This is a genomic window from Bartonella sp. EBT8, from assembly GCF_055796165.1.
Genome location: NZ_JBTTDJ010000008.1, coordinates 44,062 through 69,134, shown reverse-complemented (window position 1 = coordinate 69,134; position 25,073 = coordinate 44,062). Strand labels below are relative to the sequence as shown.

The 25,073-nt window shown below is 38.2% G+C and carries 21 protein-coding genes; 15 read left to right on the top strand and 6 right to left on the bottom strand.

All coding sequences use genetic code 11. The annotated features are described in order from the left end of the window. Positions 1-276: 276 nt before the first annotated feature. Positions 277-1,707 (top strand): exodeoxyribonuclease VII large subunit, encoded by a 1,431-nt coding sequence (xseA, locus tag AC0QT4_RS06200; protein WP_473200850.1) that lies wholly within the window; start codon positions 277-279, stop codon positions 1,705-1,707. Further along, positions 1,685-2,311 carry a DNA-3-methyladenine glycosylase I gene (locus tag AC0QT4_RS06195; RefSeq protein ID WP_473200849.1) on the top strand — a complete coding sequence of 209 codons (627 nt, stop codon included), beginning with the start codon at positions 1,685-1,687 and terminating at the stop codon, positions 2,309-2,311. The genes xseA and AC0QT4_RS06195 overlap by 23 nt, the downstream gene beginning before the upstream one ends. Before the next feature lie 820 nt (positions 2,312-3,131). Here AC0QT4_RS06195 and glyS read toward each other — a convergent pair. From glyS to AC0QT4_RS06175, 4 genes are all read right to left on the bottom strand, one after another. Next, positions 3,132-5,354 (bottom strand): glycine--tRNA ligase subunit beta, encoded by a 2,223-nt coding sequence (gene glyS / locus AC0QT4_RS06190; RefSeq protein ID WP_473200848.1) that lies wholly within the window; start codon positions 5,352-5,354, stop codon positions 3,132-3,134. Next, positions 5,347-6,297, bottom strand: coding sequence for a glycine--tRNA ligase subunit alpha (locus AC0QT4_RS06185; RefSeq protein WP_473200847.1), 951 nt, complete (start codon positions 6,295-6,297; stop codon positions 5,347-5,349). The genes glyS and AC0QT4_RS06185 overlap by 8 nt, the downstream gene beginning before the upstream one ends. A gap of 102 nt (positions 6,298-6,399) precedes the next feature. Then, positions 6,400-8,097 carry a tetratricopeptide repeat protein gene (locus AC0QT4_RS06180; RefSeq protein WP_473200846.1) on the bottom strand — a complete coding sequence of 566 codons (1,698 nt, stop codon included), beginning with the start codon at positions 8,095-8,097 and terminating at the stop codon, positions 6,400-6,402. 94 nt (positions 8,098-8,191) lie between these two features. Beyond that, positions 8,192-9,208 carry a polyprenyl synthetase family protein gene (locus AC0QT4_RS06175; protein ID WP_473200845.1) on the bottom strand — a complete coding sequence of 339 codons (1,017 nt, stop codon included), beginning with the start codon at positions 9,206-9,208 and terminating at the stop codon, positions 8,192-8,194. Positions 9,209-9,465: 257 nt separating this feature from the next. On the opposite strand from AC0QT4_RS06175, the gene AC0QT4_RS06170 reads away from it, so the two are divergent. From AC0QT4_RS06170 to AC0QT4_RS06140, 7 genes are all read left to right on the top strand, one after another. Continuing rightward, positions 9,466-10,254 carry a tRNA1(Val) (adenine(37)-N6)-methyltransferase gene (locus AC0QT4_RS06170; RefSeq protein WP_473200844.1) on the top strand — a complete coding sequence of 263 codons (789 nt, stop codon included), beginning with the start codon at positions 9,466-9,468 and terminating at the stop codon, positions 10,252-10,254. Positions 10,255-10,447: 193 nt separating this feature from the next. Then, positions 10,448-11,296, top strand: coding sequence for a S49 family peptidase (locus tag AC0QT4_RS06165; protein WP_473200843.1), 849 nt, complete (start codon positions 10,448-10,450; stop codon positions 11,294-11,296). Between the two features lie 245 nt (positions 11,297-11,541). Further along, positions 11,542-12,456, top strand: coding sequence for a 4-(cytidine 5'-diphospho)-2-C-methyl-D-erythritol kinase (locus tag AC0QT4_RS06160; protein WP_473200842.1), 915 nt, complete (start codon positions 11,542-11,544; stop codon positions 12,454-12,456). A 295-nt stretch (positions 12,457-12,751) separates the two neighbouring features. Then, positions 12,752-13,393, top strand: coding sequence for a ribonuclease HII (locus tag AC0QT4_RS06155; RefSeq protein WP_473200841.1), 642 nt, complete (start codon positions 12,752-12,754; stop codon positions 13,391-13,393). Continuing rightward, positions 13,390-14,352: an L-threonylcarbamoyladenylate synthase gene (locus AC0QT4_RS06150; protein ID WP_473200840.1), complete on the top strand. Its 963-nt coding sequence runs from the start codon at positions 13,390-13,392 to the stop codon at positions 14,350-14,352. Before AC0QT4_RS06155 ends, AC0QT4_RS06150 begins: the two co-directional genes overlap by 4 nt. A 2-nt stretch (positions 14,353-14,354) precedes the next feature. Further along, complete coding sequence (locus AC0QT4_RS06145; RefSeq protein WP_473200839.1) at positions 14,355-15,764, top strand: FAD-binding oxidoreductase; 1,410 nt, start codon at positions 14,355-14,357, stop codon at positions 15,762-15,764. A 152-nt stretch (positions 15,765-15,916) separates the two neighbouring features. Further along, positions 15,917-16,450 carry a DUF6101 family protein gene (locus AC0QT4_RS06140; protein ID WP_473200838.1) on the top strand — a complete coding sequence of 178 codons (534 nt, stop codon included), beginning with the start codon at positions 15,917-15,919 and terminating at the stop codon, positions 16,448-16,450. Positions 16,451-16,916: 466 nt separating this feature from the next. Here AC0QT4_RS06140 and purD read toward each other — a convergent pair whose 3' ends face one another. Continuing rightward, complete coding sequence (gene purD, locus AC0QT4_RS06135; RefSeq protein ID WP_473200837.1) at positions 16,917-18,191, bottom strand: phosphoribosylamine--glycine ligase; 1,275 nt, start codon at positions 18,189-18,191, stop codon at positions 16,917-16,919. A 91-nt stretch (positions 18,192-18,282) separates the two neighbouring features. Here purD and ubiA point away from each other — a divergent pair, with 91 nt between their 5' ends. Then, entirely contained in the window at positions 18,283-19,287 is a 1,005-nt protein-coding gene (gene ubiA / locus AC0QT4_RS06130; RefSeq protein WP_473200836.1) for a 4-hydroxybenzoate octaprenyltransferase, read from the top strand. A 339-nt stretch (positions 19,288-19,626) separates the two neighbouring features. Here ubiA and pdxH read toward each other — a convergent pair whose 3' ends face one another. Beyond that, entirely contained in the window at positions 19,627-20,250 is a 624-nt protein-coding gene (pdxH, locus tag AC0QT4_RS06125; protein WP_473200835.1) for a pyridoxamine 5'-phosphate oxidase, read from the bottom strand. A 302-nt stretch (positions 20,251-20,552) separates the two neighbouring features. Between pdxH and AC0QT4_RS06120 the strand changes: the two genes are divergently transcribed. The 5 genes from AC0QT4_RS06120 to AC0QT4_RS06100 all read left to right on the top strand — a co-directional run bounded on the left by AC0QT4_RS06120 (position 20,553) and on the right by AC0QT4_RS06100 (position 25,015). Next, on the top strand, positions 20,553-21,455 hold the full coding sequence (locus AC0QT4_RS06120; protein WP_473200834.1) for a DnaJ C-terminal domain-containing protein: 903 nt from the start codon (positions 20,553-20,555) through the stop codon (positions 21,453-21,455). A gap of 124 nt (positions 21,456-21,579) precedes the next feature. Next, positions 21,580-22,398 carry an enoyl-ACP reductase FabI gene (gene fabI, locus AC0QT4_RS06115; protein WP_473200833.1) on the top strand — a complete coding sequence of 273 codons (819 nt, stop codon included), beginning with the start codon at positions 21,580-21,582 and terminating at the stop codon, positions 22,396-22,398. Positions 22,399-22,542: 144 nt separating this feature from the next. Continuing rightward, positions 22,543-23,643, top strand: coding sequence for a chorismate synthase (gene aroC, locus AC0QT4_RS06110; RefSeq protein ID WP_473200832.1), 1,101 nt, complete (start codon positions 22,543-22,545; stop codon positions 23,641-23,643). A gap of 3 nt (positions 23,644-23,646) precedes the next feature. Next, positions 23,647-24,753: a 3,4-dihydroxy-2-butanone-4-phosphate synthase gene (gene ribB / locus AC0QT4_RS06105; RefSeq protein WP_473200831.1), complete on the top strand. Its 1,107-nt coding sequence runs from the start codon at positions 23,647-23,649 to the stop codon at positions 24,751-24,753. Between the two features lie 7 nt (positions 24,754-24,760). Then, a complete protein-coding gene (locus AC0QT4_RS06100; RefSeq protein ID WP_473200830.1) occupies positions 24,761-25,015 on the top strand; it encodes an exodeoxyribonuclease VII small subunit in 255 nt (84 codons plus the stop codon). Positions 25,016-25,073 lie beyond the last annotated feature (58 nt).

Sequence of the window (25,073 nt, the reverse complement as noted above, 5' to 3'; positions counted from 1 at the left end):
GTTAGAGAAAAATCCTATGCTCATTAAGGATGTTTTGGTGTGGGTATTAAGATTGAATATTTTAACTGTTGTTGATACAATTTTATAGGATGGAGTAACGGTCCTATGAATTTTCATACAATGGATCCTCGTTTTATTTACATCTCTGATAATTGGTTTTAGGCTAAAATCCAAATATCCTAGTTGGAGCTATGGGTTTTGAATAAAGATATAAAATAAAATTAAGTATGCTGTGTTTCAAAAAGATTCACAGAAAATGGCGTAAAGAATTGAAAAATGGTAAGTTTGTTTGGTGAAAAAACAGGTACAACAAATGTAGCAGAATTTACTGTTTCAGAAATAGCAGGGGCTTTAAAGCGTGTTGTTGAAGAGAAATTTGGTTATGTGCGGGTGCGTGGGGAGATATCAGGTTATCGCGGTCCTCACGCTTCGGGTCATGCTTACTTTGCCTTAAAAGATGATAAGGCACGGTTGGAGGCTGTTATTTGGCGTGGATTTATGGAAATCCTCAAATTTCCTCCTGAAGAAGGGATGGAAGTCATTGCGGTTGGAAAACTGACAACGTATCCAGGATCATCTAAATATCAAATTGTCATTGAAGCACTTGAGCCAACAGGAGTTGGCGCTTTGATGACACTTCTAGAAAATCGCAAGAAAAAGCTTGCGGATGAAGGTTTGTTTGATGAAGCTAAAAAGAAACCTTTGCCTTACATGCCGCGCATTATAGGGGTTGTAACATCGCCAACAGGGGCTGTTATTCGCGATATTATTCATCGTATATCAGATCGTTTCCCGTTGCATATTGTGGTTTGGCCTGTCCGGGTTCAGGGAGAGACAAGTGGGCGTGAAGTGGCTGCTGCTATTGAAGGTTTTAATGCACTTCCTTTAGGAGGATTTGTTCCAAAACCTGATCTTATTATTGTTGCACGAGGAGGAGGAAGTTTAGAAGATTTATGGGGGTTTAATGATGAAGCTGTCGTTCGTGCTGTCTATGCATCTACTCTTCCAGTTATCTCTGCTGTTGGGCATGAAACAGATTGGACTTTGATTGATTATGTCGCTGATTGGCGTGCTCCAACCCCTACAGCAGCAGCAGAAAAGGCTGTACCCGTCAAGCTTGATCTCGAGATATATGTGGCGTCTTTTGGTGCGCGTTTGCACAAGGGAATTGCGCGTTATTTTGATTTTCATCAACAAAAATTGCGTGCTATTATACGGGCTCTTCCAACGGCTGACCAACTCTTTGCTTTGCCGCGGCGTGGTTTTGATGAAGTCTCAGGTCGATTACAGCGTGCTCTTTGTGTAAGTTATGATAAAAAACGTTTTTATTTTCACGCACTTGCTATCCGTTTTGCACCACGTTTGCTGAATACTGAAAAAGCACAACGCAATACAAAGGAATATACCGTACGCTTTTATCATGCTTTTATGCGCAATATGGAAAAAAAACGCGCTGAACTAGAGGTGGCGTTTAGACTTTTAAAAAGCACTTCGTATCAGAATATTTTAGAGCGTGGCTTTGTTTTGGCTTTGGGGAAAGAGAATAAGCCCATTAAACGGTTGGTACAGTTTCCTGAAACAGGGCAAATCAAATTACGTTTTTTTGATGGTGAAATTAGTGTTTCAACGCATGATCATGCTCTCAACAGATCTTTAAAATCCAAACGGTTAAAGTCGAAGAAAGATGAGCAAGGAACACTCTTTTAATCTGTTAAACGTTAGGCTCGATGAAGGGCTTCTCATGGGAACGGATGGAAAAGTTCGTTGTTCATGGGCAGGGACTGACCCGCTTTATTGTGCTTATCACGATAATGAATGGGGAAAACCTGTTTTTGAAGATCGCCGTTTATTTGAAAAAATTTGTCTTGAAGGTTTTCAGGCAGGGCTCTCTTGGCTGACAATTTTAAAAAAAATCTCTTCTTTTAGAGATGCATTTGATGACTTTGATTTTGAAAAAATTACTCATTATGATGAAGTAAAAGTGCAAATGTTGATGCAAAATAAAGGTATTGTTCGCCATCAAGGAAAAATTCAATCAGTGCTTAATAATGCATTGAGAGCACAGGAAATTATAACAGAGTGGGGGAGTTTGTTCCACTATTTTTGGTCTTTTCAACCACCACAATCGGAACGTTATGAAAAGGTAGATTTTCAAACACTTTTGGCTAATCCCATAACACCTTCTTCTCTTCGACTTTCTAAAGATTTGAAGGGGCGTGGTTGGACATTTGTTGGTCCCACAATTTGTTATGCTTTTATGCAATCGGTAGGGATTGTTAATGATCATCTTGAAGGGTGTTTTTGTCGATGAATCTACAAAGCAGTTATAAGCGATATTGTTTGTTAGAGTAATAAAAGAATAGAGAACAGTCTTTTCTTGTTGTTATAGGATCATTGTTTCTGAGCAGGATAGTATAAAAGGTATTTTAACCGATACAGTGGCCTCAGAAATGTGAAAAAAAATTAGCGAGTAATTTTTCAAGAATTCTACAATTTTTTTTCTGAAACCATTGTTGATACAACTTATCTCATTGGTTTTGATTAATATTTTTCCTATCAGTATTGATATAGCAGTTATAGGAAGGTATATGATGGCATTTTTTATGGTTGTTGATAAAGATCAAGCGTTCTTCAGTGTGGAATTATTACCATATTCTATTTTTTGAATGGGTTGAATATATGAGTTTGGCACATTATTTGAGTGGTTATGTCAGTGCATTTTTGTAATGATTAACATTTCTTTCGTTTCGTCAGTTCCATAATATTCTTTCGTTGAGTACGATCAATATGTGCATCTTACATAATTTTACTATAGTATGTGACTTTCTTAACAAGAAGAGGTAGATGTAGTGTGAGATTAGAGAAAGTTTATAAAATGATAGAAAAGTCATATTTTTTGTTTGATAAATCGCTAATTTATTAGAATGTATGGCTAAATTTGGTCTACCTCTTTGAATTTAAGAGAGATGAAAAAATCCTCTGTTTTTTTAAGAGTTGAATTTTGATATCTCGCAAAAAGATGTTTATAATCTCTTTGTGTTCTTAAAAAACATGTTTTCTGCTTATTGGGTTCTTATGAACATCACACAAAAGTTTAATATTATTTTTTCAATTTATAGGATTTTTAGGTTTTAAATTACAAGTTTCGAGAAGTCCGCTACTTCTGTTGTAATGGTATGGACACGTTTGAGAAGAGCAAAACGGTTAGTGCGAATATTGGGATTTTTATCATTCACCAATACTTTTTCGAAAAATGTATCAATAAATTCTCCGAGTGGAGCTAGTATATTGAGTACGAGTGACAAGTCTATTGCATTGATATGATGAGGAATTTTACTTTCTATTTCAATGATTGCTTGATAAAGTTGTTTTTCTTCTGTTTCAATAAAGAGCTCAGGGTCAATTTTGTTTGCTATTACTGTATCTTTTTGAATTTCATTTTCAAGAATGTTCACAGTACGTTTTATAGCACCTAAAAAGTTATTCCCATCATGTGTATTGATAAAGGCAGTCAGTGCTTCGACGTGGCGAGCAATTAACAAAAAATCATCAGCCTTTTTATTCAAGACTGCTTCAAGAGTATCATAACGAGCACCTTCCTCTTTTAGATAGATTTTCAAACGTTCATGAAAAAACACTAACAGATCTGATAAAATCTCTTCTGTTTTTTCCATAAATAGATTTTGTAATTGCGTATTTCCTCTTTGAAATGCTTCATTTTTATTTTTTTGTTGTAAGAAAAGATTTGCTGCCAAACTAAACAGGGGCATGAGATTAATTTTCCAGTCACGCAAAAGAACAAGTCTAATAATTCCCAATGCTGCTCGTCTTAATGCATAAGGGTCTTTTGAGCCGGTTGGTTTTTCATTTATTAGCCAAAAACCAACAAGCGTATCAATTTTATCGGCCAGTGCAATTGTTATAGCAAGGGGTTCTTGCGGAATACGATCTTTGGGGCCTAGGGGTTTATAATGATCTTCAATTGCTTCAGCTACACGGGGATCTTCTCCTTGAAGAAGGGCATATTTTCGCCCCATGAGACCTTGTAGTTCAGGAAATTCTCCGACAACTTCTGTTTGCAAATCAGCTTTTGCAAGCACTGCAGCACGTTTAGCTAAAAGCGAATCCGCTTGCACCAAAGGGGCAATTTTTTGTGCCAAAGCAGTGATGCGTTCTACCCTTGCCCCTTGTGTACCTAATTTTGCATGAAAAGTTACATTTAAATGATCCAATCGTGCCATTCTTTGATCAAGAGGCTTTTTCAAATCAAGATCAAGTTTTTTTGCAGAAGATTCTAAATGCTTAATATCGGGCAAATTGTGTTGATCTGTTTGCCAAAAATAGAGAGCATCGGAAAGACGAGCACAGACAACTTTACTGTTTCCTTTAGAAATTTCCTTGCCTTCATCGCTTGCAAGGATATTAGAGACGAGAATAAAATGATGAGAGAGTTTGATCTTTTCGCTTTGTTTGCGCGTTACAAAACATTTCTGATTAGCTTGAATGGTCAAACGAATAATTTCTGGAGGTATATCAAGAAAAGATTTATCGAAATTACTCATAAGGACCACAGGCCATTCAACGAGGCCTGCAACTTCTTCCAAAAGGGCGCTATCTTGAATCAATTCTAAACCGTTTGCAAAACAAAGATTTTGGGCATCCGCCAAAATAATATCTTTTCGCCTTTCTGCATCGAGAATAACTTTATGGGACTCAAGTTTGCTGATGTAATCATCAAAGCGGCGGATTTGGAATGGTTTTCCTTCACTTAAGAAACGATGACCATAGGTTAGATTATTGCTTTTGAGAGAACCGATGGTGAACGGGATGACATGTGTTTCACCAATTTCTGGTCCAAAGACGCAAAGAATGTTTTGTAAAGATCGAATCCATTTCAGAGCCCCATTTTTTGCTGAATCTTTGCCCCAACGCATAGACTTCGGCCATGGAAAGTTATGAATAATATTTGGTAAAATATCAGCAATAATTTCTTCTGCATTGCGGCCTTTTTTGATGATTTTTGCAACATAAAAATCGCCCTTTTTACGATCATGTGCGATATCTGCTTCAGAAATATCGCTCAGTCCCGTTGAGCGTAGAAAACCATCAATGACATGCTGTGGTGATTTTGTACTGGGACCTCTCCGTTCTTCATGAATATCTTTTGAGCATAGAGAAAGACCTCGTATGTCTAAGGTTAGACGACGGGGCGTCCAATATTCTCGAGCAGCTTTATAATTTAAGCCTGCTTTTACAAGCTGCTCCGTAAGACATTTTTTGAGATCAGCCGCAGCTTTTCGTTGCATGCGCGCAGGGATTTCTTCACTGAAAAGTTCAAGAAGAAGATCAGACATTCGATTTTTCCTTTAGTGTGATTTGACCAGCTTCTGTGAGTAAGAAAGCTTCTCCACAACGGCGTGCGAGATCGCGAACACGAAGAATATAACTTTGTCGCTCAGTTACAGAAATAACACCACGTGCTTGTAAAAGATTAAAGATATGGCTGGCTTTAATACATTGGTCATAAGCTGGGAAAACGCACAGATGTTGATCATTTTCTTTATTTGGTTTTCCAGCTTCAAGAAGTGCAATGCATTCGCGTTCTGCATCGATAAAATGCTGGTGTAACAGTTTCGTATCGGCAAATTCGAAATTATAGTATGAATATTCCTGCTCTGCTTGCAAAAAAACATCTCTATAAGTTATTTTGTTTTCGTTCTCTAAACCATTAAAGTTAAGATCATAAACGTTATTAACACCCTGTATATACATTGCTAGGCGTTCAAGCCCGTAGGTTAATTCCCCTGAAACTGGAGCACATTCAATGCCACAAACCTGCTGAAAATAAGTAAATTGAGAAATTTCCATTCCATCACACCAACACTCCCATCCAAGTCCCCAAGCACCGAGGGTAGGACTTTCCCAATCATCTTCAACAAAACGAATATCATGAAGCTTTGTATCAAGACCGATAGCTTCTAGAGACTTGATATAAAGTTCTTGTAAATTGGGGGGGGAGGGCTTGATAAGCACTTGGAATTGATAATAGTGCTGTAAACGATTTGGGTTTTTACCATACCGTCCGTCTGTTGGTCGTCTAGAGGGTTGGACGTAAGCCACTTTCCAAGGGCGAGGACCTAGCGAGCGCAGTGTTGTTGCTGGATGAAAAGTTCCAGCTCCGACTTCCATATCGTAAGGTTGCAAAATTGCACATCCATAATGAGCCCAATAATTTTGCAAAGTTAAGATAAGTCCTTGAAACGAATATTTTGGATTGAGATGTTCAGGCAGTTTCACGCTTTATACTCTTTTAACATTTAATCAATAGACAGCAACCAAAAGGACTTTACTTTCTACACTTGTCTATTGTTTCGTAGGGTTATGGTCAAGTATTGTTATTTATTGTAAGCCGAATTTCAGTTTTTTTCGAATTTGTTTGGAGCTTTTTGCTTCTCCATCAATTGCGTGGTTCCATTGAAATATTGCTTCACGTTTGCGTCCAACTTGCCAATAGGCATCGCCCAAGTGATCATTTAATGTTGGATCTTCAGGTTGTAACCTGACAGCATTTTCCAATATCTGAACAGCTTTGTTATATTGCTTAAGCTTGTAATAAGCCCATCCTAGAGAATCGAGGATATGACTATTTTGAGATTGTAATGTGGAAGCTTTTTGCAGCATATGGAGCGCTTCTTCAAGTTTTTGATCACGTTCAACAAGTGAATAGCCCAAATAGTTGAGGACTTGTGGCTGATCGGGGACGAATTCAAGTGCTTTTCGCAAATCAATTTCAGCTTTTTGCCATTGCTGTAGACGTTCAAAAGCGATACCGCGTTGATAAAAAAGCTGCCAATCATCACGTTGAAAATTGGTTATTTTTGCAATAGCAGGGTTCATAGTTTTAGCAGCCTCAGAAAATTTATTTTCTTGCATATAAACAGCTGCTAACGTTATCAAAATATGGCGATCATTGGGGAATCTTTTCTTTAATGCATTAAGTAATTTGATGGCTTCATTGTGCCTATTGTTATTAGCAAGAATAAATGCAAGCCGTAATTGCCCACCTCGATAATAAGGGGAGCTAGGTGATAAAGCTTTATAAAGCTTTATTGCTTGATTAAGGTCATCTAGTCTGGCAGAAATATTTGCTAGTTGGAACAATATTGCATCATTTTGCGGATAGAGTACTAAAGATAATTGTTTGAAAATACGTGCAATTTGTCCTGAGTTTTTGTGGTTTAGAGCTGTGCCAAAGTTATACAATACTTCACCCGCTCCTTGTTGAGGTGTTTGAACCAATCTCTCTAGATAAGCACCTTTTTCCACTTTTTCTCGAATATTTTTGAGTATTTCGCGGCCTTGCAATATTTTTTCGCCGTGCTTGAGAGTCTGAATGGCTTGATTGCGCATTTTATTACGCAATTGGAATGAGGCGTAAGCTATGACAACACGTTCATAGGTATTAGGAGCTATGAGGAGACCTTGTCGGTTATTAAGTGCTTGAGTAAAATATTTTTTTGCATCTTGCGTGTGTTTTGCCAGATCACTCATCAAAGCAAGATGATAGCGTATAAAAAGTTCATACCAAGCAGGACCTTGAATTTTTTCAAGATCAGCGATTGCTTGAGATTGTTGTCCAGCCCCGAATGCGGCCCACGCTCCGATAAGTTCAGGTATTGGATTATTAGCAGGGCTAGGTGGTGCTTTTAATTGTAGAAGAAGATTGGCATTTTGATAGTCTTTTTTGATGAGGCTTTCTATCGATAAGGTTAAGGAAACAAAGGGTGTTATGATACCTTGCTCTTTGAGTTTTTTTGCTTGTTGAACAGCTTCTTTGAAGGTTCCAACAGAGAGCATAGATTCAAGGAGTTCTTTTTGTGTTTCGATATTATCAGGTTTATAAGTGAGGGCTTGTTTAAAATAATTTATTGCAAGATTTGTTTTATTTTCACGATTTGCAACCCTTCCAGCTAGATAGGCGCCTGTAAATGATGCTGTATTTGTAGAGGCATTTATTTTACTGTAGGTCACCATGGGCATCAGCATGATACCCGCGATAAAGAGGGTAAAAAAGCGGGATACTGTTGCACTGCACATAGAGCTAATCCTTTTCAAGATAATCAATCGATTGTATAGTTTATAGATCATATCCAATTACTTTATTGAAAAATATTATAATTCTTGCAAATAATCAGTTTATACGCGCAATACAAAAATCAATAGTCTCCATGAGAGCATTGCGAGCAGGGCTTTTGTTTATCGACGCAAGCGTATCGATTGCGCGCTTACCGTAGATACGTGCTTTCTCTATTGTCTCTGTGAGGCTGTCATATTTTTCTATTAAATGTTGCGCGTGAGCAAAGGCTTCATCATTATTATTGCCGTTTTCGAGAGCTTGTTTCCAAAATGCTTTTTCTACCGTGTTACTCCGTGCATATGCGATAATAACAGGCATTGTAATTTTTCCTTCTCTAAAATCATCTCCTGTATTTTTTCCCAAATTTTGAGACGTGCCACCATAATCAAGAGCATCATCAATCAATTGGAAAGCTAATCCTAACAATGTTCCATATTCACGCAATGCAGAGCGCTCTTTCTCTTTATAGCCAGCAAGAATTGGTCCCACTTCAGCGGCAGCTGAAAAAAGTGCTGCTGTTTTTGCGTTGATGATTTTGAGATAGTCTGAAACGCTGGTTTCTATATTTTTTGCCGCAGAAAGTTGCATAACTTCTCCCTCAGCAATAATTGCAGCAGCGTTTGCTAGAACAGAAAGTGCTTCTATAGAACCAACATCAACCATCATTTTAAAAGCTTGTCCTAAAAGAAAATCACCAACGAGTACGCTTGCTTGATTTCCCCAAATTACCCGTGCAGTAGATTTTCCACGTCGTAAATCACTTTCATCAATTACGTCATCATGTAACAAGGTTGCGGTATGCATAAATTCAACGGCTGTTGCAAGTTTTATATGCCCATTACTTTGATAACCGAACATATGAGCGGAAGCTAATGTAATCATAGGGCGTAATCGTTTCCCACCTGATGAGATGAGATGAGTAGAAATTTCAGGAATCATTTCAACTTCTGATTTTGCCATGGAAAGAATAAATTGATTGACCTGTTCCATATCATGTTGGGTAAGATTGATGAGAGATTGAAGAGAGTTTTGATTATTTTCTGTCTGATTTATTTTTTTAACGACACTCAATGTGTTTACTCCTTAGAGTATTGCAATGGACATATATGGATTCTATTTTTCCCACTAGCATAAAGGGGCTTTTACTTTGACACAAGCTTTTGATGTTGCTTTGGAGTGGAAGTTTGGGATGGTATTTGCAAAGGATATTTTTTAAGCTTATGTAATTTTGTTGTTATGAAGTTGTAAGAAAAATTTGAAATATTTTTATTTAAACAGCAATTGATAGGAAAAAATGAACTTATTAAAGAGGAACATTAGGCTTTCAAATGGATGAAACAACAAATCAGAGTGATGAAACAATTGATAGTTTTCATCGCGGAAAGTTTTATTTGGTTCAACCCCGTAAATATGGTCATCGTTCTGGCATGGACGCTATGTTATTAGCCAGTTTGGTTCCCAACAATTTAAAAGGAAAGGTTGTTGATTTAGGCGCTGGTGCTGGAGCGGCGGGGTTGGCAGTTGCTTCGCGTTGTCTAAACGTTCATGTTACATTAGTTGAACGGTCAGCTTTTATGATATCTTACGCGCAAAAAACGCTTATGCTAAAACAAAATGAAAAACTTGCTGAGAGAATTTGTTTATTAGAAGCAGATGTCACGTGCAAAGGTAAGAATCGCTTAAAAGCAGGATTGGCAGATAATTCTTTTGATTTTGCGATTATGAATCCGCCTTTTAACAGCCCTATGGATCGCAAAACACCCGATAAACAAAAGTTGGAAGCACGTGTTATGTCTGAATCGATGTTTGATCATTGGTTGCGGAGTGCTGCGGCAATTGTTAAGCCAAGTGGATATTTAGGATTAATTGCACGTCCGCATTCATTGAGTGATATCTTGCACGCTTTAGAAGGGCGTTTTGGTGGGATCTGTATAATTCCTGTTCATGCTCGTGCTACAAAGTCGGCAATGCGTATTTTACTTTATGCAAAACGGGGAAGTAAAGCGGCTTTATCTCTCTTTCCTCCGTTGATTATGCATGAGGAAAATAAGGATGCTTTTTCACCGCGGGTTGATGCAATTAATAATGGGCGTATAAGCTTGTGGGAAATTTTTTAATAATATCTTGCGTTTTTCAATTTATTATTTAGAATCAAATTGAATCTTTAAAAGGAGATTTAATTTTGGGTGAATTTTCTCTTGGAAATGCAATTTGGACTTGTATACTTACATTTTGGTTCAGTTATGTCTGTCCTTTTGTTTGCCCTTGTTTCTTTAGTTGCTTCTAACTCATAAAGGAAATTTTGTTTTGATGGGCTGTATCAAAAATCTTATTCCACATCGTTTTTATTCTAATACACTTGAAATTCCTGTAGTGCGTCTTCATGGAACAATTATGGATTCAACAAGTCCAGTCGCGCGTTCACTCTCATTAGTCAGATGTGCTAATCTTTTAGACAAGGCTTTTGCACACAAAAAAGCTCCAGCTGTTGCGCTTCTTATCAATTCTCCTGGAGGTTCACCTGTCCAATCACGTTTTATTTTCAAGCGTATTCGTGATTTGGCGGAGGAAAAAAAGAAACAAGTGCTTGTATTCGTTGAAGATGTAGCGGCATCAGGTGGCTATATGATTGCCTGTGCAGGGGATGAGATTTTTGCTGATCCTTCTTCGATTGTTGGTTCTATAGGAGTCGTTGCAGCGTCCTTTGGTTTTCCTGAACTTTTGAAGAAAATTGGTGTTGAACGGCGTGTTTACACAGCAGGAAAGAACAAGGTTACATTAGATCCATTTCAGCCTGAAAAGAAGGCAGATATTGAGCATTTGAAGTCTTTACAACTCGAAGTTCACCAAACTTTTATTGATTTGGTTAAAGAGCGGCGTGCAGAGAAGTTATCAAATGACCCAGATATTTTTACAGGAATGTTTTGGAGTGGAAAGAGAAGCGTTGAACTTGGACTCATTGATGGATTGAATGATGTGCGTTCTGTTATTAAAGAGCGGTTTGGGGATGATACCAAGCTTCGATTAATTACACCTCCAAAGAGTCTTTTAGGACCTAAAGTTCCTTCAGGGATTACTGCTCATGCAGCTTATACAGCGGTTGATAGTGCATTGATGGCAGCACAAGAGCGTGCACTTTGGCAACGTTATGGTTTGTGATTGGATATACAATTCAATAAATAATTAAGAGAGTGGGCAATTTTATCGAGGAATGATTGTAAGAAAAAAGTTGAAATGATGCGAATGGGGTATGTTCAGTTTTATAATAGCTTCCCATATTTGTTCTTTGTTTAAGGAAACGATGACAGAGGACATGCGAGGGGGGTGTTATACAGAATTCAGTCGAATATAAAAGAAGGAAACGCGTTGGTAAAAGATTCATGTACAGGTGCATATTACCTTAGATGATACCGGATGTACGGACTTTGTTCAAAGTGCAGGGTTATGTATTTACACCTATTAAGTTAAATTTAGCTTTGCATGTTGTTGGGCAACGTGCCGATGGTTATCATCTAATAGAAAGTTTGGTTTATTTTAGTCTTAGCGGTGATTGTCTAGGTTATGCTCCTTGTGAAAGTGATCGCTTTATTTTAGAAGGTCCATTTTCTAAAAATCTTGTTTCTGATGCAGATAATTTAGTTGTTCGCGCACGTGATTTTATGTGCAAGACATTTCCTAGAAAAGCGAAACCTGCTTTTTTTCAGCTTGTTAAAACATTACCTGTTGCTTCAGGTATTGGAGGCGGTTCAGGTAATGCGGCCGGTGTTATAAGCATATTGCGTCAACAGTGGAATCTTGATTGTTCTTATGAAAAATTAGCAGAAATGAGCTTAGTTCTTGGTGCTGATGTGCCAATGTGTCTTTTTGCATTAGAATATCAGCAGCCGCTTTTTGTGCAAGGAATTGGTCAAGATATTATACCACTACCAGAAGCTTGTTCTCTTGCAATGGTGTTAGTAAATCATGGACAACAAATTGCAACGAAAGCTGTTTTTAAGGCTTTGGAGAAACATGATAATTCTTCTTTGAAAATTGATGTAGCCGCTCTGAAAACAGTTTATTCATTAGTTGAAGCCTTACGAGAAACGCGTAATGATCTTTTTCTTCCTGCATTAAAAATCGCGCCGCAATTAACACAAGTATTATCGCTTTTAGATGAGTGTGGTTCTCTTTTTTCTCGTATGTCTGGAACAGGGGCAACTTGCTTTGGTATTTTTAAAGATCAAAAAGCAGCCAAAAGGGCAGCTCTTTTTATTAAATCGATGTATCCAAATTGGTTTGTAAAACCTATCATGACTTTAGGAAAATTTGAGAGATAAACTATGAGGGTAAAAATTTTGTTTGGTAACGATTTTATTATGTGCAAGGGAGAAGCTATACGGAGAAGAGATATTTTTTGTTTTTTTCCGATCAAATTGCCCCATGTTAGGCTAATATTTAAGCAGGAAGAATCGGCTAGCAGTGTAGAAGACTTCTAAAAGTGGTTTTTTATTTCTGTCCTTGTACAGGAGTTTATAAGGTTATTTGCTAATCTATTTTTACTATACGGCTTGCAAAAAACAGACAGTTTGCAAAAATGGATGTCTATTTTATTATATTTGTGATTTATCAAAAATGTTTAATGTACCACTTCAACCAAATTTTTCCTATGAATTGGATTTGCAGAAACAGGGTTTTTTTCATATAGCCGGCGTTGATGAAGTAGGACGTGGTCCGCTTGCAGGGCCTGTTGTAACAGCAGCAGTTATTTTGGATAAAGACCGTATTCCTGAGGGGATGAATGATTCAAAAAAACTTTCTATTCTACAACGTAAGAAATTGTATAATGAAATTTTGCAAAGTGCATTAGCGGTTTCGCTTGCTAGTCTTTGCGCCCGTACGATTGATCAGTCTAATATTAGAAAAGCAACTTTAGAAGCCATGCGTCGCTGTCTTACAGGATTAGCAGTTCCAGTTCATTATGCACTCATTGATGGACGTGATATTCCATCTGAGCTACCATGTCCAGCGACTGCTTTGATTAAAGGTGACCAACGTTCGATTTCAATAGCAGCAGCATCGATTATTGCTAAAGTAACGCGGGATCGAATGATGGAATGTGCGGGACAAGTTTATAAAGATTATGGTTTAGAGAAGCATGTAGGCTATGCAACGCTAACGCATCGTGAAGCTCTTGATAAATATGGGCCCGTTGTGGGATTACATCGTTATAGTTTTGCACCACTCAAAGAGCGCTACAGGGATGATATGTCATGACAATTTATCCTCTCAATAGTGTTTCGATAAAGAAGGCGGTTGAACTTCTTGAACAGGGGAAGTTAGTAGCTCTACCGACAGAGACTGTCTACGGATTGGCAGGTGATGCAACCAATGGAAGAGCAGTATCTTCTATTTTTGCCATTAAGAAGCGTCCACAATTTAATCCTCTTATTGCTCACGTAAGCAGCATCGATATGGCGGAACGCTACGTTGAAATTGACTTTCTTTCGCGTCAATTTATGGAAGCATTTTGGCCAGGGCCCTTGACATTAGTTTTACCTTTAAAGGCACAACATAATATTCATCCTTTAACCACTTCTGGTTTGAATACATTAGCTATCCGTTTTCCAGATAGCTGTTTTGCAGAAATTGTACGCTGTTTTGGTCGTCCTCTTGCTGCTCCTAGTGCGAATCAATCGGGACGTCTTAGTCCTACTTCCGCTGAAGCTGTTTTCGCATCTTTAGGGAAATCAGTTCCTTTGATACTTGACGGAGGACCTTCTAAAATAGGACTTGAATCAACAATTATTAAAGTTTGTGGTGAAAGTGTTTATCTTTTGCGTCCAGGAGGGTTTGCGGCTGAAGAAATTGAGAAGGTTTCGGGGAAGTCCCTGAAACGCATAGATCAACGGGCGATGATTGAGGCACCAGGGATGTTAAAATCGCATTATGCGCCCAATGCAGCGCTTCGTTTGAATGTGCAAGAGGTAGAAAGTGATGAAGCGCTTTTAGCATTTGGTCCCAAACGTATTATGGGGGTTGGAAATGCTGTTTCAATTTTAAATCTTAGCGAAAGTGGACAATTGGAAGAGGCAGCCTCTCATTTATTTCAATACATGAGAGAATTGGATTCATTCAAGGTGAAATCGATTGCGGTGGAACCTATACCCTCATACGGATTAGGTGAGGCTATTAACGACCGTCTCATACGTGCTGCGGCTCCAAGAGAGAAATGAAGATGGAGCAGGAATTAATTGAAAGATTTAGAAGCATTGTTGGTACAGCACACGCTATAACAGATCAGGCGTTGATTGCTCCTTATTTGCTTGAAGAACGCGGACTTTTTCATGGAAAAACACCATTACTTTTACGTCCCTCTTCTCGTACAGAAATATCATCAATTATGCGATTAGCTAGCCAAACACGCACACCGATTGTGCCGCAGGGGGGAAATACAGGTCTTGTGGGTGGTCAACAACCAGACGGGAGTGGAAAGAGTATTCTTTTATCCATGGAAAGATTAAACAAGATAAGATGTATAAATCTTGAGGGTAATTTTGCTGTGGTGGAGGCGGGTGTTATTTTACAGGATCTACAGGAAAAAGCAGATAAATTAGGTCGTTTTTTCCCTCTTTCTTTGGCTTCAGAAGGTTCGTGTCAGATAGGGGGAAATCTTTCATCTAATGCTGGAGGGACCGCTGTTTTAGCTTATGGCAATATGCGAGAACTTTGTCTTGGCTTGGAAGTCGTTTTACCTGATGGTCGTATTTTGGATGATTTACGTTTTGTAAGAAAAGATAATAGCGGTTATGATTTGAAAAATCTTTTTATTGGGGCCGAAGGAACTTTAGGCATTATAACAGCAGCTGTTTTAAAGCTTTTTCCAAAGCCCAAAGGAAAAGCAGTTGCTTTGGTAGGTTTACACAGTCCAGCGAGAGCTCTAGAGTTTTTATCTCTTGCTCAAAATCACGGAGGGGGGATGTTGACTGGTTTTGAGCTTATGGGCAAACTCAGCTTGCAAATGGCTTTAGACTATAAGATGTGTGACAGGTCTCCTCTTGAGCATGAGCATGAATGGTATGTATTGATCAATATTTCATCATTGCAGAGTGATGGTGAAGCATTATCAGTGCTCAGTGTTATTTTGGAAGAATCTCTAAAGGATTCTATGATAGAGGATGCGGTTATTGCGCAATCCTTAAAGCAGCAAGATTTTTTTTGGCAATTGCGTGAAAGTATATCATCTGCACAGAAGTTAGCGGGAGCATCCATTAAGCACGATGTTGCGGTCCCTCTTTCTTCTATCCCTGATTTTATCACGGAAGCAGCACGTATTGTTGAAGAGATTTCTCCAGGTGCACGGGTGGTTTGTTTTGGTCACATGGGTGATGGAAATTTGCATTATAATGTAACCCAACCTGTGAAAGCTGATACTGCGGCATTTTTGCAGTTATGGTCACGAATGAATCATCACATCCATAATTTAGTAATGCACTATCAGGGTGCTTTTTCTGCTGAACATGGAATTGGTCAACTTAAGCGTGAGGAACTTCATACTTTCAAATCATCTGTTGCGTTGGATATTATGCAGGGGCTTAAGAAAATGCTCGATCCTTTAGGGATTATGAATCCTGGAAAAATATTATGATTTAAAGAGAGGTGCAGTGTATCATGCCTTTTTATTTAGATTTTAATAACCAAAAAAGAAACCAGTTGTTTTTTTATTCCATCTTTTAATAATCCAATGGCGAAAAGCTGTTAAAAGGTGTATATTGTTTAAGATAAATTGGGACACTGTCTATGGCTAATCAATGCTTTAATCAGGCAAAAGCGGTGCTTGAATTTCGGTTAGATCCGTGCCATTTGCCACAAACAACGGCATATTTTTCATCAAAAACGGGCAATAAAATAATTTGTTCGTTAAGTGAACGTGGTGTTTTGTTTAAAACAGACACTCCCTCAAGTTTATCACATTTAGTACCATCTTATCATTTTAAAGGAATTGCGGCACGCACTGTAAAAATGCGTTCAGGTGAAAGAGCCGTTGCGTTAGAGTTGTTTCATACAGATGAGGAAGTATGCATCCCGCTTTTAGTTTCTAGAGATTTGAATAATGTTCTGCTAGATTGGCGATTATGGGCAGATACTTATGACCTTCCTATGCTTATGATTGATGAAGATAATCGCATCATGGTTGTTAAAGATCGTTTTGATTTGCGTCGTTTTTTTTGTATGACATTGCATTCTAAACAAAAGCGTTTTTTACTTCGTTATAGCAATTCACTGGGTTTACGTTTGGTGATCGGTAAACGGGTTGTTCTACAGCCGTATTGATGATAGGCATTCATTTGTTTCTATAGTACGACGATATGCATTTATTTTATATTTCGTTGGTTGTAATGAGAGCTTTGTTTGACAAGATGGGTTTGCAATAAGCACTTGTGTTAGAGGTGTTTCTTTGACTTTGCAGTATCCTTAAAGCATTGCTCAGTGATAAGAGAAGAAATTCGTGGTTTTCTCTAGGCGAAGAGAGTAACAGGCCGTGACATTTGTTCTGAATCTTGAATATGCAAAGCTTCTTTATAAATGGTGGATCCAAAATGCCGTAGTCCTGCTGCGAAATCTGTTTAATTTCATTTTATCTGGTGGGCGTGAAGAGCTTATTTATAATATTTCATTTTTTAAAAAGAAAATTTACTATTTTTTCCAAAAAAACAAGAAATATAAAACAGTTAGCAGATTTATGCATCATGCTCTTTATGTGAAATGATTAAATCATAAAAAGAAATGTTCAAAGTGTTTAAGTCTCTCGTGCAACAGCTCTCCATCCGATATCACGGCGGACAAAACCTTCTGGCCAATCAATGGAATCGACAGCTTCATAGGCGCGTTTTTGAGCTTGCGTAACGGTTTTTCCCGTTGCTGTTATATTTAAAACACGTCCCGCATTCGCAATGAGTTCTCCATTACGCAATGCAGTACCGGCTTGAAAAATTTTCACATCAGGCAAAGCATTTACTGTGTCAAGATTGCGGATAACAGTACCTGTTTGAGGTGAATCTGGGTAACCTTTGGCGGCCATAACAACAGTCAAAGCAGTTTTTTCAGACCATTGAAGAGATTTCTTTTCAAGATTTCCTTGAGCCGCTGCAAGAAGAAGTGGCAGAATATCCTCTTCAAGGCGCATCATTAAAACTTGACATTCAGGATCACCGAATCGTACGTTAAATTCAATTAATTCAGGCCCTTTTTGCGTTATCATTAATCCGACGAAGAGAATACCTTTAAAGGGGGCCCCCATTGCGTTCATACTGTATAGAGTTGGTTCAACAATTTCTTTAAGGGTACGATTCACCATTTCTTTAGTCATGATTGGAGCTGGTGAATAAGCTCCCATTCCACCGGTATTTGCGCCAATATCACCATCCCCTACACGTTTATGATCTTGTGCAGATCCAAAGGGAAGAGCGATTTTACCATCACAAAGACAGAAGAAGCTTGCTTCTTCACCTTCAAGGAAAGATTCTATAACAATTTTTTTTTCTACATGACTAAAGGTACTTTTGAAGCAGATATCAACTGCGTTAAATGCTTCCTCCAGAGTTGTTGCAACAACAACACCTTTTCCGGCAGCTAAGTCGTTGGCTTTAATAACAATGGGAACCCCTTGTTGACGGATATAGGCTTTGGCTTTTACAGCATCATTAAAACACTGGTAGGAAGCTGTAGGAATGTTATTTTGACGGCATAGATCCTTCGTAAAAGCTTTTGACCCCTCTAACTGAGCAGCTTTTTGAGTCGGTCCAAATACGCATATATTAGCATTATTAAGAGAGTCTGTTATACCAGCAACGAGTGGTGCTTCTGGCCCAACAATCACAAAGTCAATAGAATGTGTTTTACAAAAGTCAATGATGAGAAGGTGATCATTAATGTTCAAATCAATATTTTCACCCAGTTTCATTGTTGCAGGATTTCCAGGAGCACAATATAATTTTGTTAACAGTGGTGATGCTGCTATTTTCCATGCTAAAGCGTGTTCTCGTCCACCTGAGCCGATAAGAAGGATGTTCATTGCTTGCTCCTATCATAGAAGATGATTAAATGTGTTTTCTTGTCATAAGAATGAAATACCTGTATCGCAAGACTAAAGGTAGAGTTATTTGATGAAAAAAAGTAAAAATATTGCACATGTTCAATCCTGTAAGAGGCGGGGACGCGTGATGGATGCATCTTCCAAACAATGGGTTTACCATTTTCTACCACCTTCTTTGTGGTTTTATGCACAATTGGCACGTTGGGATCGACCTATTGGATGGCAATTGTTGATGTGGCCTTGTTTTTGGTCAACAACAATGGCCTTTCTCTCTTATGACGTGCATCAACATCCTCTTTTATCAATGCTCTTTCATTGGTTTTGGTATCTCTTTCTTTTTTTTCTAGGTTCTATAGCGATGCGAGGGGCAGGATGTACTTGGAATGATCTTATCGATCATAAGATTGATTCTCAGGTAGAGAGAACACGTTCTCGTCCATTACCAACAGGGCATGTGAGTCGGTTTCAGGCAAAGGTTTTTATATTGGTGCAATGTTTGGTTGGTTTGGGCGTTTTATCGCAATTTAACCGATATAGTTTTTTTCTAGGTATTTCATCATTGATAGCAGTTGCAGTATATCCCTTTATGAAACGTATAACAGATTGGCCACAGTTTTTTTTAGGTATTGCATTTAATTGGGGTTCATTAATGGGGTGGGCCGTTGTGTGTGGAAGCCTGAATTGGGCACCAATTTCACTCTATATAGGATCTATCTTATGGACGATAGGGTATGATACAATTTACGCGCATCAAGATAAGGAGGATGATGCTACTGTTGGTGTCCGTTCTACAGCACTTCTTTTTGGTAAAGCCACTAAATGTGCTTTGGTGTTTTTGTATAGTGGTTTTGTGTTTTTTGTCAGTTTAGCATTTTATTTGGCACAAGTTCCCATTCTTAGTTTTTTGGGGATTTTTGTTGCAAGTATTCATATGTTTATTCAAATTAAAGTCCTTGATATAGATGATAACTCACAATGCTTAAAACTTTTCAAATCGAATTCATTTATTGGGTTTGTAGTTTTTGCTGGTTTAGTATGCGGTGGTATATGGATGATACTTCATCCTGTTGTTTAATAAGAGGGTCAGGATATCTTAATCAGCCGTTCTTACTTGAATTCAATTCATTCACGTTATCAAGGTTGAAATGTGCAAGACCAAATTACCTTTTCTATGCTCTGTTTTTAATATCGCTGATTACTTCATTAAAGGACTGCTGAAAATAGCTTCGTACTTGGTGAATACTTAAAACTGTTTTTAAGTGATATGGGAGCAAAAAATTTTTATTAACAAAGTTCCAGAGTGAAGAATTTTAATTCCTTATTTTAGAGTGAAGTTGATGATTTCCTCGTTATTTTGCACAGCGTTATTTACTCGTTATGAAGACAAAGTCTTCATATTTGAAAGTTTGAAGAATTAGGGATAAAGTTTTTGCTTTTGCCAATTATCATGTTCAACAGAATCTCGTGTAAAGAGCAGGCGGTCATGTAAACGAAATGGGCGATCACACCAAAATTCGATGGAAAGCGGTTTAACACGAAATCCAGACCAATAAGGGGGGCGCGGGATATTTCCAATTGCATAACGTGTTGTATATTGGGCAATTGCTTTTTCAAGGACAAAACGGCTTTCTAATGGTCGAGATTGTTTGGATGCCCATGCACCAATTCGGCTACCACGCGGTCGCGATTGAAAATATGTATCTGCTTCTTGAGTGCTGACTTTTTCAACAATTCCTCGAATCCTGACCTGACGGCGAAGCGATTTCCAATGAAAACCTAAAGATGCTTTCATTGATTTTAGAATTTCTTGTCCTTTTTGGCTTTCATAATTTGTATAGAAGACAAAGCCTTGCGGATTGTAATCTTTGAGAAGAACCATACGAACATTAGGTAAACCTGTTTCATCAACAGTTGCTAAGGCCATAGCATTAGGGTCATTTATTTCGCTTACTTTTGCCTCTTCAAGCCACTTTGCAAAAAGTGTAAAAGGTTTTTGGATTTGCATAAAACTGTTATCTGTTTGTCCTTTATTATTCATGGTATCTCCAAATATCAATGAAAAGTTCTTTAAGATCCTTTACCATTAAGAAATAAAAGTATTGTTTTTTCTTATTTCAAAAAGCTAAGACTGTCACAGACTGTTAGAGCAATCATTTTTATTTTAGCATAACTATAATGAGCTATATTAAAATAAAATATCTCTTTTATCTGGTATTTTTGTTCCTTTATAGACATATAACAAAGAGGAAAAATCACTCTTTTGAGTATTTTGATGAAACTGTGAGAGAAACAACATATCAGTTGATATTTTGAAAACGAGAAAATTGAAAAGAGGGTAATATGCGTGATCCTTACGCGATTTTGGGTGTGGCACGTACCGCAAAACCGCAAGAGATAAAATCAGCATTTAGAAAGTTAGCAAAGCAGTATCATCCAGATCACAATATGGATGATATAAAAGCTAAAGAGAAGTTTGCTGAAATTAATCAAGCTTATGAAATTATAGGTGATAAAGACAAAAAAGCACAATTTGACCGCGGTGAAATTGATATGGAAGGAAAACCACTTTATCAAGCTTATGGTGCTGGTGAAAATTTTAGTCAGAGTCACAATCCTTTTTCAAGAGGAGCAAAAGGTTTTGGGTTCGGTTCTACGAGCGGTGCAGGTTTTGATGCGAGCGATATTTTTCGCGATTTATTTGGGCGAGGAGGGGACTTTTCAAATTCTGCACCCCATACGCATCCTCAACAAGGAGCTCATGTTCGTGCCAATCTTTCCATCACGTTAGAGCAGATGGTTGGAGCAGAAAAGGTGGAAGCTGTTTTTCCTAATGGAAAAAGGTTAAAAATTAAGCTTCCTGATTATGTTGAAAATGGTCAAACTATTCGTTTAAAAGGCCAAGGAGAAGAGGTCGCTTATGGGAAATCAGGGGATGCGTTGATCACTATCCAGATTCAAAAACATCCTCGTTTTCGGGTTGAAGGAAGAGCACTCCATCTTGATTTACCTATTCCCCTTAAACATGCTGTTTTGGGAACAAAAGAAGAAGTCGAGACTTTGGAAGGGCGTGTGGTTCTCACTATTCCTCCTTGGTCAAGTTCTGATCGTGTTTTACGATTGAAAGGAAAAGGGCTTCGTTTAAAAAATAGCACAAGAGATGATCTTTATGTGCACGTTCGTATCATGTTGCCGGAAGGGGGAGATGCTGCATTAGAAAAATTTTTGCAAATGCAAAAAGATTAATTTTTAAATGATATAAAAGCATAGTTTTTGTTTGATTTTAAACCAATTGCTTGAAGAAAAAGTTGACCTATGCCATAGGCAGATAAATAATATTAATTTTTTAAGTAACAATGGGGCAGTGCTAATGGCTAAAGGTAATGGTTTATTGTACGGAAAGCGTGGTTTAATTTTGGGATTGGCCAATAATCGCTCTATCGCTTGGGGTATAGCTAAGGCGGCGAGTGACGCAGGTGCGGAACTTGCTTTTACCTATCAGGGTGAGGCTATGAAAAAGCGTGTTGAACCTTTGGCTGAGGAAGTAAAAGGGTTAGTTTGCGGTCATTGTGATGTTTCTGATAGTGCATCTATTGATGCGGTCTTTAAAGTCATAGAGAAGAAATGGGGCAAGCTCGATTTTTTAGTACATGCTATTGGTTTTTCTGATAAAGATGAATTAAGCGGTCGTTATATTGATATTAGCGAATCAAATTTTATGATGACCATGAATATTTCCGTTTATTCCTTAACGGCTCTCGCTAAACGTGCAGAGAAATTGATGTCGGATGGCGGTTCAATTCTAACACTGAGCTATTATGGTGCAGAAAAGGTTGTTCCTAATTATAATGTGATGGGAGTTGCAAAAGCAGCTCTTGAGGCGAGTGTGAAATATCTAGCAGTAGATTTAGGTCCTAAGCGTATTCGTGTTAATGCTATATCTGCTGGACCAATCAAAACGTTAGCTGCTTCTGGCATTGGTGATTTTCGTTATATTTTAAAGTGGAATGAATATAATGCTCCTTTACGCCGTACGGTGACAATTGAAGAAGTAGGTGATTCTGCTCTCTATTTTCTTTCCAATTTGTCTCGTTCTGTTACCGGTGAAGTGCACCATGTGGATTCAGGTTATAATGTTATAGGTATGAAAGCTGTTGATGCACCAGACATTTCCGTCGTTAAAGAATAGAGCTTGGTTTATGAGACCTTATTTGACAGCGGTGATTTGACCGAATTTAAAACGGCCAATGGTGTTTTTGAAAAGGGGGTGTTTTTGTACAACTCAACATGGGCTTTAGTTACGTATATTTGACGGAGAAACGGGTCATTTTTCATGTCGCATAATACATTTGGTCATTTGTTTCGTGTAACAACATGGGGTGAAAGTCATGGTGCTGCTCTTGGGTGTGTCATTGATGGGTGTCCCCCAGGGATTGTTTTTACTGTTGCAGAAATTCAAGCCTATCTTGATAAGCGCAGGCCGGGACAATCCAAATATACAACACAGCGCCGAGAATTAGATCAAGTAGAGGTGCTTTCAGGAGTTGTTGTTCAGGATGATGAAACAACATTGGTGACAACAGGAACACCAATTTCTCTGTTGATTCAAAATACGGATCAACGTTCTAAGGATTACAGTTCGATTGCTCAACAATATCGTCCTGGTCATGCAGATTATACTTATAATGTTAAATATGGTATCCGTGATTTTCGAGGTGGCGGACGTGCTTCAGCACGTGAGACAGTAGCACGTGTTGCAGCAGGTGCTATTGCTCGTAAAATTATTCCTAATTTAATTGTACGGGGAGCTATTATAGCAATTGGTCCCCATACGATTAATCGTGATCATTGGAATTGGTCAGAGGTTGATAACAATCCTTTTTTTACGCCTGATGCAGAGATGGTGCAGGTTTTTAGTGATTATATAGATAAAATACGTAAAAATGGTTCATCTGTTGGTGCTGTTGTTGAAATTGTTGCAGAAAATGTTCCTGCAGGTTTAGGAGCACCTATTTATGCAAAACTTGATCAGGATATTGCCTCATTACTCATGTCTATTAATGCGGTGAAGGGAGTAGAAATAGGTGATGGTTTTACAGCAGCTCACTTAACAGGAGAAGAAAATGCAGATGAAATGCGAATGGGAAATGATGGAAAACCATTCTTTTTATCCAATCACGCCGGCGGTATTTTAGGTGGAATATCGAGTGGACAGCCGATAGTTGCACGTTTTGCTGTTAAACCTACTTCATCCATTTTAACACCTCGTCGTTCGATTGATGTTGGTGGTAATGAAGTGAATGTTGTAACGAAAGGACGTCATGATCCTTGTGTTGGGATTCGTGCTGTTCCTGTTGGTGAAGCAATGGTCGCTTGTGTTCTTGCTGACCATTATTTAAGGCATCGCGGTCAGGTGGGATCATTTGAAAGGTGAATAATGGCGTATGACGAAAAAAAAATTGTGGCTGCACTTCGTGCTTTTGAATGCGGTGAAATTATTGTTGTTACCGATGATGATGACCGTGAAAATGAAGGTGATTTAACGGTTGCTGCTGCTCATTGCACAGAAGAAAAGATGGCATTTATTATTCGTCATACAACGGGTATTATTTGTGCTCCTCTACCAAAAGAAGAAGCAGAGCGGTTTAATCTTGTTCCTATGGTTCCAGATAATAATTCAGCACATCGTACCCAGTTTACTGTCACTGTTGATTTTAAACATGGAATAACAACGGGGATTTCAGCGCATGACCGTACATTAGCGGTGCGTAATCTTGCTAATTCGAATGCTGGTCCCGACGATTTTATCCGTCCAGGACATGTTTTTCCTTTGATTGCGCATGAAGGGGGGGTGCTTATGCGTTCAGGACATACAGAGGCAGCCGTTGACTTATGTAAATTAGTTGGTTTGCCGCCGGTTGGTGTTATCGGTGAGTTAGTCAATGATGATGGGAGTGTTAAAAATGGAGATGAGATTGCAAAATTTGCGCAAGATCATCGATTGCATATAATAACGGTTGCAGATCTTATTGCTTATCGTCAACGTAAGGAAATGTTGGTCAGGCATGTTGGAGAAATGCATATTGAAACATCAGTAGGGCCAGCTATTGCTCAAAGTTATCAACTTCCTTGGGAAACTGTTCAGCATATCGCGATCATTTTTGGTGATATCAGTGACGGTGAAGATATTCCCGTGCGTTTGTATCGTGAAAACGTTATAAACGATGTTTTTTCTCAATCTTCAGATATAACAGCCAACATACAGCGTATGATAAAACAAGAAAAACGTGGTGTGTTTGTTTATTTGCGTGAGGGATCTGTTGGTGTACAATCAGCTACAGGCATTCAAGAGAGAGTGAAAGAAGGTTCAGAAAATCACATGCAGGCAATTAAACGTGAAGAAGAATGGCGCCAAATTGGTTTAGGATCACAAATTTTAAAACATTTGGGGATTCGTTCTGTTATTGTTTATGCTTCTAAAGAGTATCATTATGTAGGTTTAAAAGGTTTTGGAATTCGTATATCCAGAACATATATCTTGTGAGGAATGTATGAAACAAGAGATAAACAAAGAGGATATTACAGCCTTAAGCTTTGAGGAAGCGCTAAAGCAACTTGAAGTGATTGTTGAAAATTTAGAGCGTGGGGATGTTCCTTTAGAACAATCAGTTGATATTTATGAGCGTGGTGAATCTCTTAAAAAACACTGTGAAAAACTTTTGAAAGTAGCTGAAGCCAAAGTTGAAAAAATTCAGCTTTCAGAAGGAGGTTTTCCAGAAGGAGTAGAGCCTCTTGATTCTGAATAATCTTAGGAAATTTGGGGATATTTATTGCAAAAGAGGAGAAGCCATCATTGAGTTTAAA